Annotated in this window: 11 protein-coding genes, 1 tRNA gene and 1 pseudogene; 6 read left to right on the top strand and 7 right to left on the bottom strand. The window is 42.1% G+C overall.

The window, feature by feature from the left end:
- Positions 1-170 precede the first annotated feature (170 nt).
- The 3 genes from V7K85_RS22330 to V7K85_RS22320 all read right to left on the bottom strand — a co-directional run bounded on the left by V7K85_RS22330 (position 171) and on the right by V7K85_RS22320 (position 2707).
- A complete protein-coding gene (locus tag V7K85_RS22330) occupies positions 171-1175 on the bottom strand; it encodes a 2-hydroxyacid dehydrogenase (protein ID WP_334816643.1) in 1005 nt (334 codons plus the stop codon).
- A gap of 440 nt (positions 1176-1615) precedes the next feature.
- The gene (locus tag V7K85_RS22325; protein ID WP_334816641.1) at positions 1616-2494 is read right to left on the bottom strand and encodes a class I SAM-dependent methyltransferase; all 879 of its coding nucleotides are present in this window, start codon (positions 2492-2494) and stop codon (positions 1616-1618) included.
- Between the two features lie 18 nt (positions 2495-2512).
- The gene (locus V7K85_RS22320; RefSeq protein WP_334816639.1) at positions 2513-2707 is read right to left on the bottom strand and encodes a hypothetical protein; all 195 of its coding nucleotides are present in this window, start codon (positions 2705-2707) and stop codon (positions 2513-2515) included.
- 157 nt (positions 2708-2864) lie between these two features.
- On the opposite strand from V7K85_RS22320, the gene V7K85_RS22315 reads away from it, so the two are divergent.
- Positions 2865-2949 (top strand) — tRNA-Ser (locus tag V7K85_RS22315).
- A 244-nt stretch (positions 2950-3193) separates the two neighbouring features.
- Positions 3194-4354, top strand: coding sequence for a CapA family protein (locus V7K85_RS22310; protein ID WP_334816637.1), 1161 nt, complete (start codon positions 3194-3196; stop codon positions 4352-4354).
- A 145-nt stretch (positions 4355-4499) separates the two neighbouring features.
- Here the strand turns inward: V7K85_RS22310 and V7K85_RS22305 are convergent, their stop codons facing one another.
- The 3 genes and pseudogenes from V7K85_RS22305 to V7K85_RS22295 form a co-directional block, all read right to left on the bottom strand.
- Positions 4500-6119 carry a serine/threonine protein kinase gene (locus V7K85_RS22305; RefSeq protein ID WP_334816635.1) on the bottom strand — a complete coding sequence of 540 codons (1620 nt, stop codon included), beginning with the start codon at positions 6117-6119 and terminating at the stop codon, positions 4500-4502.
- Positions 6120-6619: 500 nt separating this feature from the next.
- A complete protein-coding gene (locus tag V7K85_RS22300; protein ID WP_334816633.1) occupies positions 6620-7267 on the bottom strand; it encodes an Abi-alpha family protein in 648 nt (215 codons plus the stop codon).
- Between the two features lie 225 nt (positions 7268-7492).
- Positions 7493-7978 (bottom strand): annotated as a pseudogene (locus tag V7K85_RS22295) (BamA/TamA family outer membrane protein); the annotation flags it as partial.
- Between the two features lie 435 nt (positions 7979-8413).
- Between V7K85_RS22295 and V7K85_RS22290 the strand changes: the two are divergent.
- Both V7K85_RS22290 and V7K85_RS22285 read left to right on the top strand, forming a co-directional pair.
- Positions 8414-9778, top strand: coding sequence for a lipid-A-disaccharide synthase-related protein (locus V7K85_RS22290; protein WP_334816631.1), 1365 nt, complete (start codon positions 8414-8416; stop codon positions 9776-9778).
- Complete coding sequence (locus V7K85_RS22285) at positions 9775-9957, top strand: hypothetical protein (protein ID WP_334816629.1); 183 nt, start codon at positions 9775-9777, stop codon at positions 9955-9957. Before V7K85_RS22290 ends, V7K85_RS22285 begins: the two co-directional genes overlap by 4 nt.
- Before the next feature lie 79 nt (positions 9958-10036).
- Here V7K85_RS22285 and V7K85_RS22280 read toward each other — a convergent pair whose 3' ends face one another.
- Positions 10037-10759 carry a response regulator transcription factor gene (locus V7K85_RS22280; protein ID WP_334816627.1) on the bottom strand — a complete coding sequence of 241 codons (723 nt, stop codon included), beginning with the start codon at positions 10757-10759 and terminating at the stop codon, positions 10037-10039.
- A gap of 1271 nt (positions 10760-12030) precedes the next feature.
- On the opposite strand from V7K85_RS22280, the gene V7K85_RS22275 reads away from it, so the two are divergent.
- Together V7K85_RS22275 and V7K85_RS22270 are read left to right on the top strand one after the other, a co-directional pair.
- Complete coding sequence (locus V7K85_RS22275) at positions 12031-13332, top strand: ATP-binding response regulator (protein ID WP_334816625.1); 1302 nt, start codon at positions 12031-12033, stop codon at positions 13330-13332.
- A gap of 69 nt (positions 13333-13401) precedes the next feature.
- The gene (locus V7K85_RS22270; RefSeq protein WP_334816623.1) at positions 13402-14526 is read left to right on the top strand and encodes a hybrid sensor histidine kinase/response regulator; all 1125 of its coding nucleotides are present in this window, start codon (positions 13402-13404) and stop codon (positions 14524-14526) included.
- Positions 14527-15607 lie beyond the last annotated feature (1081 nt).

The raw sequence follows: 15607 nt of genomic DNA, 5'->3' as shown, positions 1-15607 counted from the left end.
GTGACGAAGATTTTCAGGCGCTAATTAGTGAGGAGATGGAAAATTTGCCTGATAATCAGGATCGACTGGTGATTTTAGTCCCAAGTCTTTGCGTGATCTATTCTTAGGCGTACATGAATGTGCAGATTAATGTTATTTAGTCATTTAGGTTAGCGATCGCCAAGCATTACCTAAGCTGACGGTTGAGCGCGAATTTCATTGGCACAAGAACCACCCTGTTCAACATCGGTAATATTAGCAAAAGTTGTTTCTGCTATATTATAGAGAGCTTCTGCTGTAAAAAAGGCTTGATGTCCGGTAATAAGTACATTGGGGAACGTTGTCAGACGCTGGAAAATATCATCTTGAATAATTTCGCCAGACAAATCCTCAAAGAACAATTCCGATTCTTGTTCGTAGACATCCACACCGAGATAGCCAATCTTACCAGACTTCAATCCCTCAATCACTGCTTGGGTATCAATCAGCGCTCCTCGACTAGTGTTAATTAGCATCACGCCTGACTTAATCTGTTCTATAGCCTCAGCGTTAATCAAGTGATGCGTTTCCGGAGTCAGAGGGCAATGCAGGGAGATAATATCAGAGTTGGCAAATAGCTCAGGTAGTTCTACATACTTTCCACCTAGCGCCTCCAATTCTGGATTGCGATAAACGTCATAGGCGAGTAGGTGACAGCCAAACCCTTTCATAATCTGTCCTAAAATCAGACCGATTTTGCCGGTGCCGACAATCCCCACTGTGCGCTCATGCAAGTTAAATCCCAACAGTCCATCTATGGAAAAATTGCCTTCTCGGACACGATTATAGGCACGATGAATTTTGCGATTCAGGCTCAAAATCAATCCTACAGCATGTTCTGCTACCCCATAGGGTGAATAGGCGGGAACACGTACAACGGTAATTCCTAAGTCCGCTGCGGCTTGTAAGTCTACATTGTTAAACCCTGCACAGCGGAGGACAACCAGCCGAGTTCCCCATGAGGCGAGAAGCTCTAAAGTTGGGGCATCAACCTGGTCATGCACAAATACGCAAACCGCCGCAAATCCGGCGGCGAGGATAGCAGTATCCCGATTTAAACGGGGTTCAAAAAACACTAACTCGTGTTGGGTGAGAGAATTTGCATCTGACAAAAACCGCCGATCATAGGCTTTTGTACTGAAGACTGCTACTTTCATGCAAAACCTCAAGCTTTATGCTGCACGGTGTTCGACTAGATAATACCTTGGCAGTTAGAGAAGCGATGTTTACGATGAGCGTAGCTGCGGCACCTTTGAAGATGTGTCAGTCTTAGGGTTAGAAACTGTGAGCTAATTCCTGCCAAAAACTACCCATCTATGGAGTATTTGTCGATACCTTGAAAATTAAGTAGGAAGTAAACGCCAAAGTCCTTTCTTTGTAAAATCATGGGCAACTTTGGGGAAGTTTTATATAAGAGGTTGTTTTAAAAGTCCCAAAAGGTACAATCTTCTACAACGAAAAAACAAGGTTTCAGCCATGTACTGAGATGCTTCGCTGTGATCATCATGAAAGTAAAAGACCCTTTTAAAACATCCTCTAACCAACTGCTAATATATTGTTGGTGATAAAAGCTTATTGTCAATCTTAGGTATTTGTTTCAGAGGTGATCTTGATTAACCTGATGAATTGATAACTGCCAGAGTTGGATTTGATAACAGAGATGGTTATCAAAAATGGTGCGTGCTGCTAACCCTTCGACAATCGGCTTTTCCAGCCAGCGTTTGAACGCTAAACGACCAAGTGCGTGTAACGGTGGGACTGCGATCGCTACAACATCAGCAATATATTTGATGGTAGTCAGTCCAAAAGTACGGAAGTTCTCAAGACACAAGTCAATCGTTGGTGCAATTTGGCTGGAAATGTCCTCAGTCTTAATTAACTTAAATCCAGACTTGATCAACGCTGTCTGAAGTTCGCTGGCGACATGACAATTAGAAAAAATGCCCTTTTGATATCCAGCATCAGAACGCATCATATCCGCAATCAATAGATAGCCACCACTACTTAATAAACGAGCTGCACCCTGAGCCAAATCGTCAACAGCAATATATTGGCTGCTTTCACTGAACAGAACTAGGTCGTAGGAGCGTGAGGTGTGAAAATCTTCAAATCTTGTTAAGTAGAAAGGTATTTGAGAGTTGGTATTCTTGATAAACTTTTCTTGTTGGAGTACATCGGGTGCTAATCCCTCAACGCTCAAACCGCGATCGCACAAATATGCTGCGTTACCACCAATACCACAGCCTACGTCAAGCACAGTTTTTGTCCCCTCTGGAATGAAACTAAAAAGCTTTGCTGCATAGGCAACTTGCGCCGCACGCATGCGAGTTATGGTCAATTCCTCACCAGCAGTAGGTAGTGGCTCCCAATACCCGTAATGGAGATAGGAGGTATTTATGAGTCCTATGTAATAATCTATCGCCGCATTTTGATAGCGAGTTGGTTTGGGAATGTTGATTGATTTTGACTTAAGCATTGATGAATAAAGTAAGTTTTAAGGTATTAGACTTGGTTGAAATTCTTCCCAACGTTTGCAAACTTGTTCGTCGCAATCGCGTGGAGTAATTTTTAGTTGGTGTAAGAAATTGACCTCAACCTGAGGATCAGCCTTCTCTACGAGACGCTGCGCCAACAGCAGCAGAATAATATCTCTGGGTGTCATTGACTCGCTAGTAATTGCGCCAACCACGATGATCGGAAATGTCTTGGGCTTGGACGTTGCCAGAGCATTCCGTTACCCAAAAAAAGCGATAATGTTATAGTAGTATAAGAAATGCGCTAAAATTTTCCTTTCTTCACGGCATTTGAGTATAGAATAAATACTTCATAACTGTGAATAAATAGCTGGAGAGGTGTCCGAGTGGTTGATGGTGACGCACTCGAAATGCGTTTTGGGGAAACTCAACGGGGGTTCGAATCCCCCCCTCTCCGTTGAAAAAGATTGCCGAAGAACCAGAAAAACCAATGATGTTTGGCTTGATAATTGGCATGTATGATTATTAGCAAGTAAGGGCACACAGCTGCGCCCCTAACTATGTATATGTAACGGATATTGTGTGAAACGGAATTATACTTCAGTATTTACTGAGTCAAATATTTCTCACAAAACACTAAAATATACACTGCCAGCACAGATTTTTGAGATAAACTAATGCGATCGTACGAGGAGTGAACGATGGCAAATCACAGCATGGGGAGAGTGCTCTCATATAGTTTTATCAGCGTCTGTTTATATCTGGGTATTAGTATAGGAGTCGTTATCCGGCTTGGGCAATCACAGCGATTAAACGCTGCTACTACACCTACCGAACCTGTGAAATTTCCATTAGCTATCCCTGAACTTACGCCATCAATAACAGAACAACAAACTTTTCCAGACACTATTACTATTAAAGCCGTTGGAGATATTATTCCCGGCACGAATTTCCCTAACTATAGATTACCCCGATTTCGAGATCAATTATTACCAAAGTCAGTGAGAACTCATTTGCAAGGAGCTGATATTTTATTTGGTAACTTTGAAAGTAGCTTAACTAATTATCCTTACACTGTCAAAAATATTAGTCGAGGGCAAGTCTTTGCCTTTCGCTCCCCACCTGCATATGCCCAGCTATTTGCTGAGGCTGGTTTTAATGTATTTAATATGGCGAATAACCATGCAATGGACTTCGGCCCGGTAGGGTTCAAAGATACAATGAAAAATCTTCAGGCTGTGGGCATTGCAACATTAGGTCATAAAAATCAAATTCTCTATTTGAAAGCTAACAATATCCCTGTGGCAATGGTCGGGTTTTCTCCTTATGAAATGTACAATTCCATCGAGAATTTAGGAGCAGCCCAAGCCCTTGTAGTAAAAGCTAAAAATCATGCCAAGATTGTAGTAGTATCGATGCACGCTGGAGCCGAAGGAACGGGGGCACTACACGTTAAGAATCAGACAGAGTTTTTTTATGGAGAAAACCGAGGTAATTCGATCAAGTTTGCTCGAAACATGATTGATGCGGGAGCAGACTTAGTACTAGGACATGGCCCTCATGTTCCGAGAGCGATGGAAATTTATAAGGGAAAAATCATTGCCTATTCTTTAGGAAACTTTTTGGGATATCGGACTTTATCTACAAATGCCGAGACGGGTGACTCAATGATTTTAGAAATTAAACTAAACTCTGTGGGAGATTTGGTATCAAGTAAAATTATCCCCGTGCGGATGGATCGCCAGGGAATCCCTCATATTGATCAGCGTTTTCAGACTGTAAGACTTATGCGTTATTTGAATAATCAAGCTTTTCCCAAGAATCCGGTGAAGATTAATCAGAAGGGGGAAATTGTTGTATAAAATAGCAAATAACCCTGCGCGATCGCCAGTCCCTTCTCTTGTTCAAAGACGCTACGCCCAGCTTTGCTTCACATAGGAGTAGAAGTCGGGAAACTCGTTGTCAGCATCTGCTCACCAAAATCCCAAATTCAAAATCTAAAATTGACTAATTATTGTCATCTTGGAGATTTTCCTGGGATTGCTGATCATTTTGGGGTTGACTATTAGTCGGGGAATTTTGCTTTTCCAGTGTTGGTACTACTACACCAGAAGGATCTGACTGTTTGGATTCTAGTGGTGGCGCTGCTGGTATGACGACAGAATTTGATGGATTCACATGTTGGGGGGAGGTAGAATCTTGACTAGAAGCGGGTAAGTTATTTTGTCGCAATGGTGCGGGGGAGGCTTTACGAGATGACCTGATCGCCCGTAGTTTCTCCACTAGCGAGGGTGTGGGAGAAACACTAAGTGAAGGTGTGGATTGTTTGGAATCGCCGCGTTGTAATTCTCGTGTCGGGCTGCTGGAAGATTCTTCTTGGGAAGAACGACGATTGCGCCGGCGCTGCTTAGAATTAGAGACAGGTGCTGATTCGGTTCTTGAGGTGGTGTTAGTCTCTTGACCCGAAGGTGAAGATGTACTATCGAAGCTAGGTACTTTCGCCGCCGGATCTGGAGTTGGCTGTTCAAAAAGCGGCTTTGCGGTTGGCTGCGGCTGAGATTTGGGTAACATGCTCGTAATACCAAAACCTGCTGTAGCAGCAACTAGGGCTACACCTATACCAATAAATACCTTAGATGACCCCAGCTTTTTAGCCAGTACATTTTCCTTAGCGATGCCTGCGACGGGCTGCGCCAACGCAGATGATCTATGAATGCGATTTTGAGCAGTTTTCCCAATTAAAGTTGCTGCTTGTTGGGCAGATAAATTGACAGTTGGCACTGCGTAAGTGCCTAAGGCTTGCGGTGTCCCATTTACCCCATCTTCAGGTAGCAATTGTAACCACTCAGCAACTGTCGCTGGCCGAAAACGAGACTCCACCGCCATACCGCGCATTACCGCCTGATTGACAGCAGCACTCAAGTGTGGTTGCAGTTCGCGGGGGGCAGGCATTTGCTCGCGATCGCGCAATAATGCTGGTATGGGAACTTGGGCAGTCAACAGTGCATACAAGGTTGCGGCTAAACCATAAACATCTGTGGCGGGAGTGCGCGGCGCTTGCGTCAGATATTGCTCAATTGGAGAATAGCCCTCAGAAACCAGACCCGTGTGAGTCTGCCTGACACCGCCATTAAATTCCCTGGCAATGCCAAAATCAATCAGTACTACTTCCTGGGTTCCAAGGCGTTGGATAATATTATCTGGTTTGACATCCCGGTGTAGCAAACCATTGTTATGTACTACCTGTAAGGCTGCCCCAATTTGCCGGATATAATGAATTGCTCTGGCTTCTGGCATTGGTATCCCTGGTAATACAAATGCGTCTCCCAAGGTTTCGCCAGGAATGTATTCCATCACCATGTAAGGCAGTCCAGCTTCCACAAAAAAGTCACTGACTCTGACTATATTTGGGTGGATACACGTAGCTAATCGTCTGGCTTCATCTTGAAATTGGCGCTCGAATTTTGCAAAATCAGGATGTTGTCGCAGCCGTTCATTGATGGTTTTCATCACCACCTCCTGACCCAAGTAGCGATGGGTAGCTTTAAAGGTAATGCCAAAGCCCCCCCGCCCTATTTCTTGAATTAGGGTATATTTTCCATCCTGCAAAATTGTGCCTGCTAACATAAAGAGTCCTGAGTCCTGAGTGAGCAGATTAAGTAGCGAGTTCTGAGTCTTGAGGGATTTCCAAAAAATTTTCCCATATTTTTTCCCATATTTTATATATATAGGGCAGGGTTTTCGCCTGTCTATTTTACGGGATAATTTAGTTGTTGGAACTCCCTAAGCGGGAAAAACCTCCCCATGATCACAACAGTATTATCTTTTTCATAGGATAACGCGGGAGTAAAGGAATCCTGAAGTAGGAAATAGGATAAAACTGTCTTCTATATCCGTGATGTCAGGGAGGAAACACGACTTGACACGCTAGTTGCTACAATGCCAAAGAGCAATTCACTGACTTGACTTAAAAACACCAATTCAGTAATCTTTAAAATTACATAGAATTTAGCAGATGCACTACTTTTACTTTTGTTTCTAGTTGACCTTAACTTTTAACTAGTGATTTTTGTTGCTTTTTTTATAAATATTTAGTTTCCTTTCTCTGTTATTTTTAAATTTTCATATCAGCTTTCGCCGTTGACTATATTTAAAAATTTATTCCCAAAATGGCTAATACGAATACTTTCAACATTCATTTCATTGTATGTTGGTTTACCTTGTAGGGTAGTTACATCACATAAATCTCTTGTAACTAAGTTAAATAAACTATCCCGTAATATTTCGTCTGAAACATCTATTCCTTTTTGTTTTAGTTTTGTTATTACTCCATCATTTGTTACTCTATTATTAGTTTTGCAATAATCGCGTATAATTTCTAGCACATTAGCATCTGTAACATCCAATAATCTTAGGGTCTCTACATATTTAGGATGTATTGAAATTCCTGCCAACGCTGATATTAATAAGTTAGCCCATTTTTCTTGCATACTTTCGTTTGATTCAAGCGATGCTTCTTCTGTCCATTTTAGAAGAAACTTTTTGTCAACATTGCTTCCTGAAATATGTTTTTCTTTTATCCGTTTTTGTACTTTTTGTAAAATTTTATAAGCATTCTCTTGTCGCCAGTTTTTTGCAATATCTCCTAAACCAGAACCGATTTCTTTAGCTGCTGGGCCAAACAATGTTTTTATTAATTCTTTTATTCCCGATTCTTTATAGAATTCTACAATTGCTTTTGAAGCTTCTCCTAGACCCGTCAAATCCTGTGCCATAATAGTACCTTTAAATATTTGGCAGAAAAATGTTATTTCTAATGGGTGCTATTGATTCCATATTTATCACTTCCCTAAAAAGAAATAACCCTTTCTATTTAAACCTTGATTATACTTAATGTCTAGCTATTATTTACAGCAAGGTTGTTGGCGATTTAGCAACGGAATTTGATGCACGGTTGGATGTTGCTGCAACGCACTGCATCCAGTAGTCAACTGACGACTTCAACTTCCAAGGGTCATCGTGCCAAAACGGGAATTTTGCCTAAAGCTAGAGAAATTTTCACCTACTTGACTCTTCTTTTTCGGTTTTTGTAAGAAATCCGCCCTAATTAAGCTTAGTGGTGAATTTAAGCGCACTCCAGCCCCGTAACCAAAACCATAACCTGGGTTGCCCCGTACACCTGCTAGATCTCCTAATACAGTATCACCTGAGCCTAAGTCTGAGGCAAAGTCGGCAAATAATACACCCCCAACAATTGGTAAGACGGAAAAACGATATTCTGCGGAAGTTAACACATAACTGCGCCCACTGCTAACATCTCCAGAATCATAACCACGCACTGAGTTGTAACCACCCAAGTTAAAGCTTTCGTAAGGCGGTAAATTACCAAGGACGGTACCAGCTTGGACATTCACAGCAAATACTTGTGGTTGTTTGCTATTAAATAACTGCACTGGTAGATATTGGCTGTAATTGGCTTTAAGGCGTTTGGCTATAGGCGAGACGGGGAAAATGACTTTAGAATTTTCCTCTTTTTAACAAAAGGCTGTTCCAGGAATTTTAAACAATACTATCTATACGAAATTGGTGTTAGTTGTAGGGAAGTAAAGAAATAAGGATAATACTAACTTCCAGCTTCTTCGCGGATTTCCCTATTTGGAGGATGTTTGTAAAGCCCTGGCGACTAGAAGTCGCGGCTACACAGACAAAACCTGCCTTCCCTACGGGACGCTGCGCGATCGCAGGTTAAAAACCCTTGATTTTTTCTTAGTCCACCTCCGTGGACTTCCCTACGTGACGCTACGCGTAGCTTGCTTCTCCGAAGGAGTACGTTTGTCTAGTAGCGAATTCTATTCGCCTTTTAAAACATCCTCTTATACCTCTTACCCCAACAGACAGTTAATTTTGATCTTTTGTTTCTTATGAGTAATATATCTCGATTATCTCTAGCTTCTAACTCGCAAGCTGCAACTTCTCCTTTGCGGTTACTTGTATTAAGTAATGGTCATGGGGAAGATGTAATTGCAGTTCGGATTTTGCAAGAACTTCAACGACAATCAAACCCACCAGAGATATTTGCTTTACCTCTGGTGGGTGAAGGACGTGCTTATCAACAGTTGGATATCCCCCTCATCGGTTCAGTCCGCACTATGCCTTCTGGCGGCTTTATTTATATGGATGGACGCCAATTAGTGCGGGATGTACGCGGTGGTTTATTGCAACTTACCCTCAGCCAGATTAAAGCTATCCGCCGTTGGGTGAGTTCTCAAAAAAAATTAGGTAATAAAAGAGCGATTTTAGCAGTGGGAGATATTGTCCCGCTGTTGTTTGCAACTTTCAGTGGCACCAATTATGCTTTTGTGGGTACGGCAAAATCTGAATATTATGTGCGGGATGAAGCTGGATTATTACCACGGAAATCCAAAGGTGCGCGTTGGGAAAACTTCTCCGGTTCAGTTTACCATCCTTGGGAACGTTGGTTAATGAGTCGTCGCCATTGTAAGGCGGTGTTTCCTAGAGATGCGCTGACGACAGAAACATTAAAACAATGGCCAATTCCAGCTTTTAATTTGGGTAATCCGATGATGGATGGTCTGCAACCGACGTTTTCACGCCAACAATTTTATACTAAGAATAGTCAACAGCAAGAGATAGTTCGACCTTTTATGGTGACTCTTCTTCCTGGCTCCCGTCCGCCAGAGGCATATACTAACTGGGAGACAATTATGATTGCCGTATCTGCGTTGATGGCAAGTTTTCAAGAGCGAGATTCGGTGTTTTACACTTCTGGCACAGTGGTGTTTTTAGGTGCGATCGCTCCTGGTTTAGACTCTAATATTTTATCCCAAAGTGTACAATCCCAAGGCTGGCGCACTGAATCAGCATGTCCTATCCAAATTTCTGAGCTAAATGTATTGACATTTAAACAAAGGAATGCATATCTTCTGTTGACACAACAAGCCTATAATGATTGCTTGCATTTGGGAGATTTAGCGATCGCAATGGCAGGTACAGCCACAGAACAGTTTATCGGTTTAGGGAAACCTGCGATCGCGATTCCCGGTAATGGGCCCCAATATAACCCTACTTTTGCTGAAGCTCAAAGTCGTCATTTAGGCTCATCTTTGATTTTAGTCGAGCAGCCAACAGAAGTTGCCAAAATCGTCCAGTCCCTATTCAAAGATCCTGATATTTTGCAAATTATTGCCGAAAATGGTCTGCGACGCATGGGTAAACCAGGTGCAGCACTACGTATTACTGAATGTTTACAGGAACGATTGGGATGAAAGGGCATTGGGGATTGGGCAATTCAATTTTGGATTTTGGATTGACGATAGCGCAGCGTAAAGCCTTCTCTACCTTGGGCTGCGCCAACGGCATGGCTTCTCTACCTTGGGCTGCGCCAACGCTTAGAGCGAGTCCGCGTACCCCTGCGGGGAAGCAAGCTACGCACAGCGTCTCGTAGAGAGCGTCTTTTGGATTAAATTTCAATCTAAAATCTAAAATCTAAAATCTAAAATTCTTGCTCCCTCATCCCTCGTCCCTCACGCCACCAACCCAGAACGTAAGGCCCTCACAGCAGCTTGGGTACGGTCATCGGCACACAGTTTATTTAGAATATTACGAACGTGGGTCTTCACAGTACCAACTGTAATGTAGAGTTTCTCGGCAATTTGCCCATTGCTACACCCAGCTACAATCAACTCTAAGATTTCCAGTTCTCGTTGAGTCAAAGGGTATGTTTCCAAAACTTGCTCGTATTCTGACGCCAGCGCCTCAATTTTTACAGTCTTCGGCTTGTCAGAATTTTGGCTCTCTCCAGGAATACCTTGGCGCATCTTCCGCAATACCACGTTGGCAATTGCCGGATCAATCCAAGAGTTACCGCCATAAGTTGCTTGTATAGCCTCCGTCAATTTACTGATGCTTGTTTCCTTCATATAGTAAGAATCAGCACCCGCCGCGAAGGCTGCAAGTACAGCATCCTCTGTATGATCCATTGTCAGGATCAGAATCTTCGTCGTCGTTTGCCCAGTTTCAGCTTGGTGGCGTTTAAATTTACGGGTGAGTTCAATGCCATCCATGTCAGGCAAACCGATGTCTACAACAGCTACATCTGGCTTTGCCGTTTCTAATAGTTTTAGTCCTTGGGTAGCATTTGACGCTTCGCCAATTACTTTCAATGCGCTGTGAGACTGTAATGCCGCTCGTAGCCCCATTCGCGTTAAGTCATGATCTTCAATTAAAATAATGCTAATTTCATTCATAGCTACATTCACTCTTACGCTGTTTGCATCTTTGAAAGTATTATCTTTTGTAAGCGCTATCTCTTATTTTCCCACCCCAAAGATAGATGATATTTCAACCAACCTGCATCCATCGGTAGAAATAATAAATATCGGATTTTTTCTATTTAGATAGAGGACAAATCTAGCTGGAGATATATGGATATTTGCACAAAAAGTATGAAATATAGAGACGACAGGCAAATTGCTCCTCTTGCTTAGAATTCAGTTTTGAGTTGTTATGTTCCATTAGTTAATTATTATTATCTTGTATAAAGCTTTGAATTTTCGCCCAACCCTTCTAGGAAAGCTTGTTCAGGGTTTAGGTCTTTTTTTTGTTTTTCTACATAACGTAAAAAGTCAGGCTCGATGGTGGATAATTTCAAAAGGAATTCAAGCACAACTACGAAGGGTTATTAGCCGTGCGTCCACCATGTGGACGCACGGCTCACAAGTTAAACCCTTAGAAAATCAAAGTGGACAAGTAATCTTTATTAATGCCAAAAGGCTTGGAAGGACTTGGTATTCTTCCTAAAATTCACCAGAAGTGTTGGTAACTTTCCAAATAGTGGAAGTCCGCGATCGCCAAAAAAATACTAACACAAGTTTGGCGATCGTTTAGAAAATGGTCGAAGTTCCAGGAGGTAGATTACTTCAAATTCACAAATAGGTATAGGCAGTACTTTCTTATTTACCTGGTTTAACCAATCTGATGGGTAAAATTGCTCAAGAATGGTATGCAACTCTCACCAAGGGGTGACGACGGTGGCTTGCTGACTCATTTACAATTGTTTTAAGTTAAGTAAAGTATTTTATTTTACTTTATATCAGTTCTGTTTGCTGTATTCAGATCAATAGTTTTCGGTTTGTTAATTACTAATTTTTTGAGAGCCATTGGTCATTTGCTAAGAGTTTAATTCCAATACTCTGGGTAATTAACCAGATTGAGGATACTACAGACTAAATTCGACCTCAGGAAAAGCCCAAAAGAGTGATTAACATACTACTAGTGGAGGATAACGAAGTTGATCTGATGAATGTCAAGCACGCATTCAACAAAGTTAATATTATTAACCTGATTCAGTTTATGGAAATGATGGCAACGCTCAACAAGTATTGGATATTGTGATAAATGCCTTAGTCAATGAAGTTACAGATTTTAAATGTCCGAAAATCTTATATTCTTTGCTTGCATAATCCTAAAAGAGAAATGTTATACATCAACCTATGTTTGGTGGCGAAAATAAAACCCGATGAAAAAGACGCTGAAAATTTTGGTTGTAGATGATGACCAAGGAGACCGGATGGCAGTCCGTTGTGCCCTAGCGGAAGCAGGTGTTCAGATGGAATTGTCTGAAGTAGGCAATGGTAATGATGCGTTTTCTGCCTTAACCACTACTGCCTATGATTGTGTTTTCCTCGGCTATCGCTTACTAGACCAGGATGGACTAAGCTTGCTTCAACAGCTACGTTCTTCTGAAATTAAAGTTCCTTTAGTAGTCCTAACTGGTGAAGGAGATGAACAAATTGCTGTCCAATTAATCAAAGCTGGTGCTACAGAATATCTTTCTAAGTCTAGGATATCCCCAGAAACCTTGGCACAGGTTTTGCGGACTGCGATTCGAGTTTATTGGGCTGAAATGCAGGTAGCTTTGGCAAACCAGCAACTCCGAGAAAGTCATGAACATCTCATTCGTAAGAACCAAGAATTGGAGAGACAACAGCAACAGATTCAAATGCAAAACTTCAAGTTATTGGAGGCATCACAGCTAAAATCACATTTTTTGGCAACTATGTCCCACGAACTCAGAACGCCGATGAATGCGATTATTGGTTTTTCGCAAATCCTGTTGCGTCCCAAGTTTGGTCAACTAACGCACCAGCAAGCAGATATGGTTGAGCGCATCTTTAATAATGGGAAGCATTTGCTGATGCTGCTGAATGAAGTTCTCGACTTTTCCAAGCTGGAGGTAGGACGATTAGACTTAAAAGCGGAACGATTTGATGTATCAAAGGTGATAAATTTGGCTGTAAATGAAATGCGTTCCCTAGCTGACGCCAAAAATCTATCATTGTTAATGCAAACCGATTTGCAAAATACTTTGGTATTTAATGATCCAGCTCGGCTCAAACAGATTTTAATTAACCTGCTCTCGAACGCTATTAAGTTTACCGAGTCTGGTGAAATTTGGGTTGAGGTTAAAGAACTACCTGTAAATCGAGTGGCAATTATTGTTCGGGATACAGGTATTGGCATAGCACCTAGAGATTTTAAACGTATTTTTGAAGCATTTTGGCAAGTTGATCAAACTATAACTCGCAAATATCCAGGTACAGGTCTGGGTTTGGCAATTATAGATTCGCTGGTACGAATGATGGGCGGCAAAATCTTTCTTGATAGCAAATTGGGGAGCGGTTCAATGTTTAAAATTGAATTGCCGCGTCAAATCACATTATCGACTGTAGCAGCCGATACTCCAGCTATACAGTTAGATGACGACGGGGTTTTCTGCTCTGCAAAAAATCCGCATCATTCATCTTTTCAAGCTAGGTAAGCTCCAAGAGAATATCCTAAATTTAAACTATAAATTACTTCCAAAAAAACTAATAAAAGTTGATAAATTATGTTTGTAGTTGAAAATAATAAAATTTCTCGTATCCTCGCAGTTGACGATACTCCAGATAATCTCATTTTGGTTCAAGCAATTTTAGAAAGTGAAGGGTATGAAATTGATTTGGCTTCAGATGGAATAAAGGCTTTGCGGCAAGTTGAACAATCTCCACCCGATCTGATTCTGTTAGATGTGATGATGCCGGAAATAGATGGCTATGAAGTCACACGTCAGATTCGGAAGAACCCAGCAATTAGTTATATTCCAATTCTGTTGATTACTGCCTTTCACCAATCCAGCGTTGTCGAAGGTTTGGATGCTGGTGCTGACGATTTTATTCGTAAACCATTTGATACTGATGAACTACTGGCAAGAGTGCGATCGCTGTTGCGCCTCAAGCACAGTCTGGACGAACAACAAAAAATGGCCCGCCAACGGGAAGATTTTGTTTCCCGTCTGACTCATGATTTGCGAACTCCCTTAGTAGCCTCCGATCGCATGTTGAATTTGTTTGAGATGGAAACATTCTGCAAAATTTCGCCGGAAATGAAACAGGCGATCGCAGTCATGATTCGCAGTAACAAAAATTTGATGGAAATGGTGAACACCCTCCTAGAAGTCTATCGCTTCGAGGCAGGTAAAAAAACGTTGAATTGGGAAGAATGCGATTTACGTGAGATATCTCAAGAAGTAGTGAGCGAACTAAGTCCTCTAACTAGTGAAAAAGATTTGACTCTGGAAATAGACACCCGTGAATTAAACTCACAGGGAAAAAATGCTGGTATTATTATGGGCGATCGCTTGGAACTACGGCGGGTGCTAAATAACTTGATCGCAAATGCGATCAAATTTACAGATACAGGAGGCATAACAATCCGCATTTTTGAAAAATCACCGAATCTGGCCAATCCAAATTCGGTAACAATTGAGATCCAAGATACAGGATATGGGATTGCGCCAGATGATCAGGCAACAATTTTCGAGCGATTTCGCCAAGGTAAACATAAACGCTCAGGTAGTGGCTTAGGACTACATCTATCCCATCGGATTGTAGAAGGGCACGCAGGAACTATCCAGGTCACCTCTGAACTAGGTAAAGGTAGTCTGTTTACTGTGCAACTACCTAAAAACACTTAAGTTCTTCTCTTTCAACTTCATATTTTTCTGTTGGACTACTAATCCTGACAAAGCTCTAAAGCTAGGTAAGAGGCGAATTTGCTCCCCAGCCCACAGCGAATTATGGCTTCTAATTCATCGAGCATATAGGGTTTGCATAAGAGATTAATATCAGATTGCAGAATGTTTTATCTGATATTAAAGGAATAGTAAATCTCATCGAAGTCTGCCGATTTAGTGTTATAAAACACCATTTATAAATAGCCCAAGCAACAAAAAACCATTAATACCATATTTATATAGATCACTCCTGGTTCGCTCATTTTTTAGGTGGTTAGAAAAAAAACGGAACGGAATAATTAGGGTTATAGCGTTTGTCCCAGATTGCAATCGCAAGCGTTGCAAATTAATCTTCGGTATTGGTTGACCATTTGCTACTCTCCAAAAACTTGATTTTTCTCAAACCCTTATGACTACGTTATTTACCAATTTCTCTAACTTCAAAAAAAATGGGCAAACCGGGAGAGATCATTTATCGAAAAAAGGAATAGTAGATTCCGCTGTCATCCCCTACACCTTTCCAAACCATGTACAACGTGTACCCATCAGATGCCAGGGCGGGTGCGGCTGAGGTACCCCGGTCTCCGGATGTCAGTTGTTGCGGAGACCAGAAACCACCATCGAAAGAGGAATAGTAGATTGCGCTGTCATCCCCTACGCCTTTCCAAACCATGTACAACCTGCCCCCATCAGATGCCAGGGCGGGTGCGGCTGAGGTACCCCGGTCTCCGGATGTCAGTTGTTGCGGAGACCACGAACTACCATCGAAAGAGGAATAGTAGATTGCGCTGTCATCCCCTACGCCTTTCCAAACCATGTACAACCTGCCCCCATCAGATGCCAGGGCGGGTGCGGCTGAGGTACCCCGGTCTCCGGATGTCAGTTGTTGCGGAGACCAGAAACCACCATCGAAAGAGGAATAGTAGATTGCGCTGTCATCCCCTACGCCTTTCCAAACCATGTACAACCTGCCCCCATCAGATGCCAGGGCGGGTGCGGCTGAGGTACCCCGGTCTCCGGATGTCAGTTGTTGCGGAGACCA

It is taken from the genome of Nostoc sp., from assembly GCF_036917615.1.
GTDB lineage: Bacteria > Cyanobacteriota > Cyanobacteriia > Cyanobacteriales > Nostocaceae > Nostoc.
This window is presented reverse-complemented; position numbering and strand designations above follow the sequence as displayed.

Bases quoted from the DNA above. Each gene is read 5' to 3' on its own strand.
- V7K85_RS22275 (WP_334816625.1), top strand. From the start codon at position 12,031: ATGAAAAAGACGCTGAAAATTTTGGTTGTAGATGATGACCAAGGAGAC.
- V7K85_RS22270 (WP_334816623.1), top strand. From the start codon at position 13,402: ATGTTTGTAGTTGAAAATAATAAAATTTCTCGTATCCTCGCAGTTGAC.
- V7K85_RS22330 (WP_334816643.1), bottom strand. From the start codon at position 1,175: ATGAAAGTAGCAGTCTTCAGTACAAAAGCCTATGATCGGCGGTTTTTG.
- V7K85_RS22300 (WP_334816633.1), bottom strand. From the start codon at position 7,267: ATGGCACAGGATTTGACGGGTCTAGGAGAAGCTTCAAAAGCAATTGTA.
- V7K85_RS22310 (WP_334816637.1), top strand. From the start codon at position 3,194: ATGGCAAATCACAGCATGGGGAGAGTGCTCTCATATAGTTTTATCAGC.
- V7K85_RS22305 (WP_334816635.1), bottom strand. From the start codon at position 6,119: ATGTTAGCAGGCACAATTTTGCAGGATGGAAAATATACCCTAATTCAA.
- V7K85_RS22280 (WP_334816627.1), bottom strand. From the start codon at position 10,759: ATGAATGAAATTAGCATTATTTTAATTGAAGATCATGACTTAACGCGA.
- V7K85_RS22285 (WP_334816629.1), top strand. From the start codon at position 9,775: ATGAAAGGGCATTGGGGATTGGGCAATTCAATTTTGGATTTTGGATTG.
- V7K85_RS22325 (WP_334816641.1), bottom strand. From the start codon at position 2,494: ATGCTTAAGTCAAAATCAATCAACATTCCCAAACCAACTCGCTATCAA.
- V7K85_RS22290 (WP_334816631.1), top strand. From the start codon at position 8,414: ATGAGTAATATATCTCGATTATCTCTAGCTTCTAACTCGCAAGCTGCA.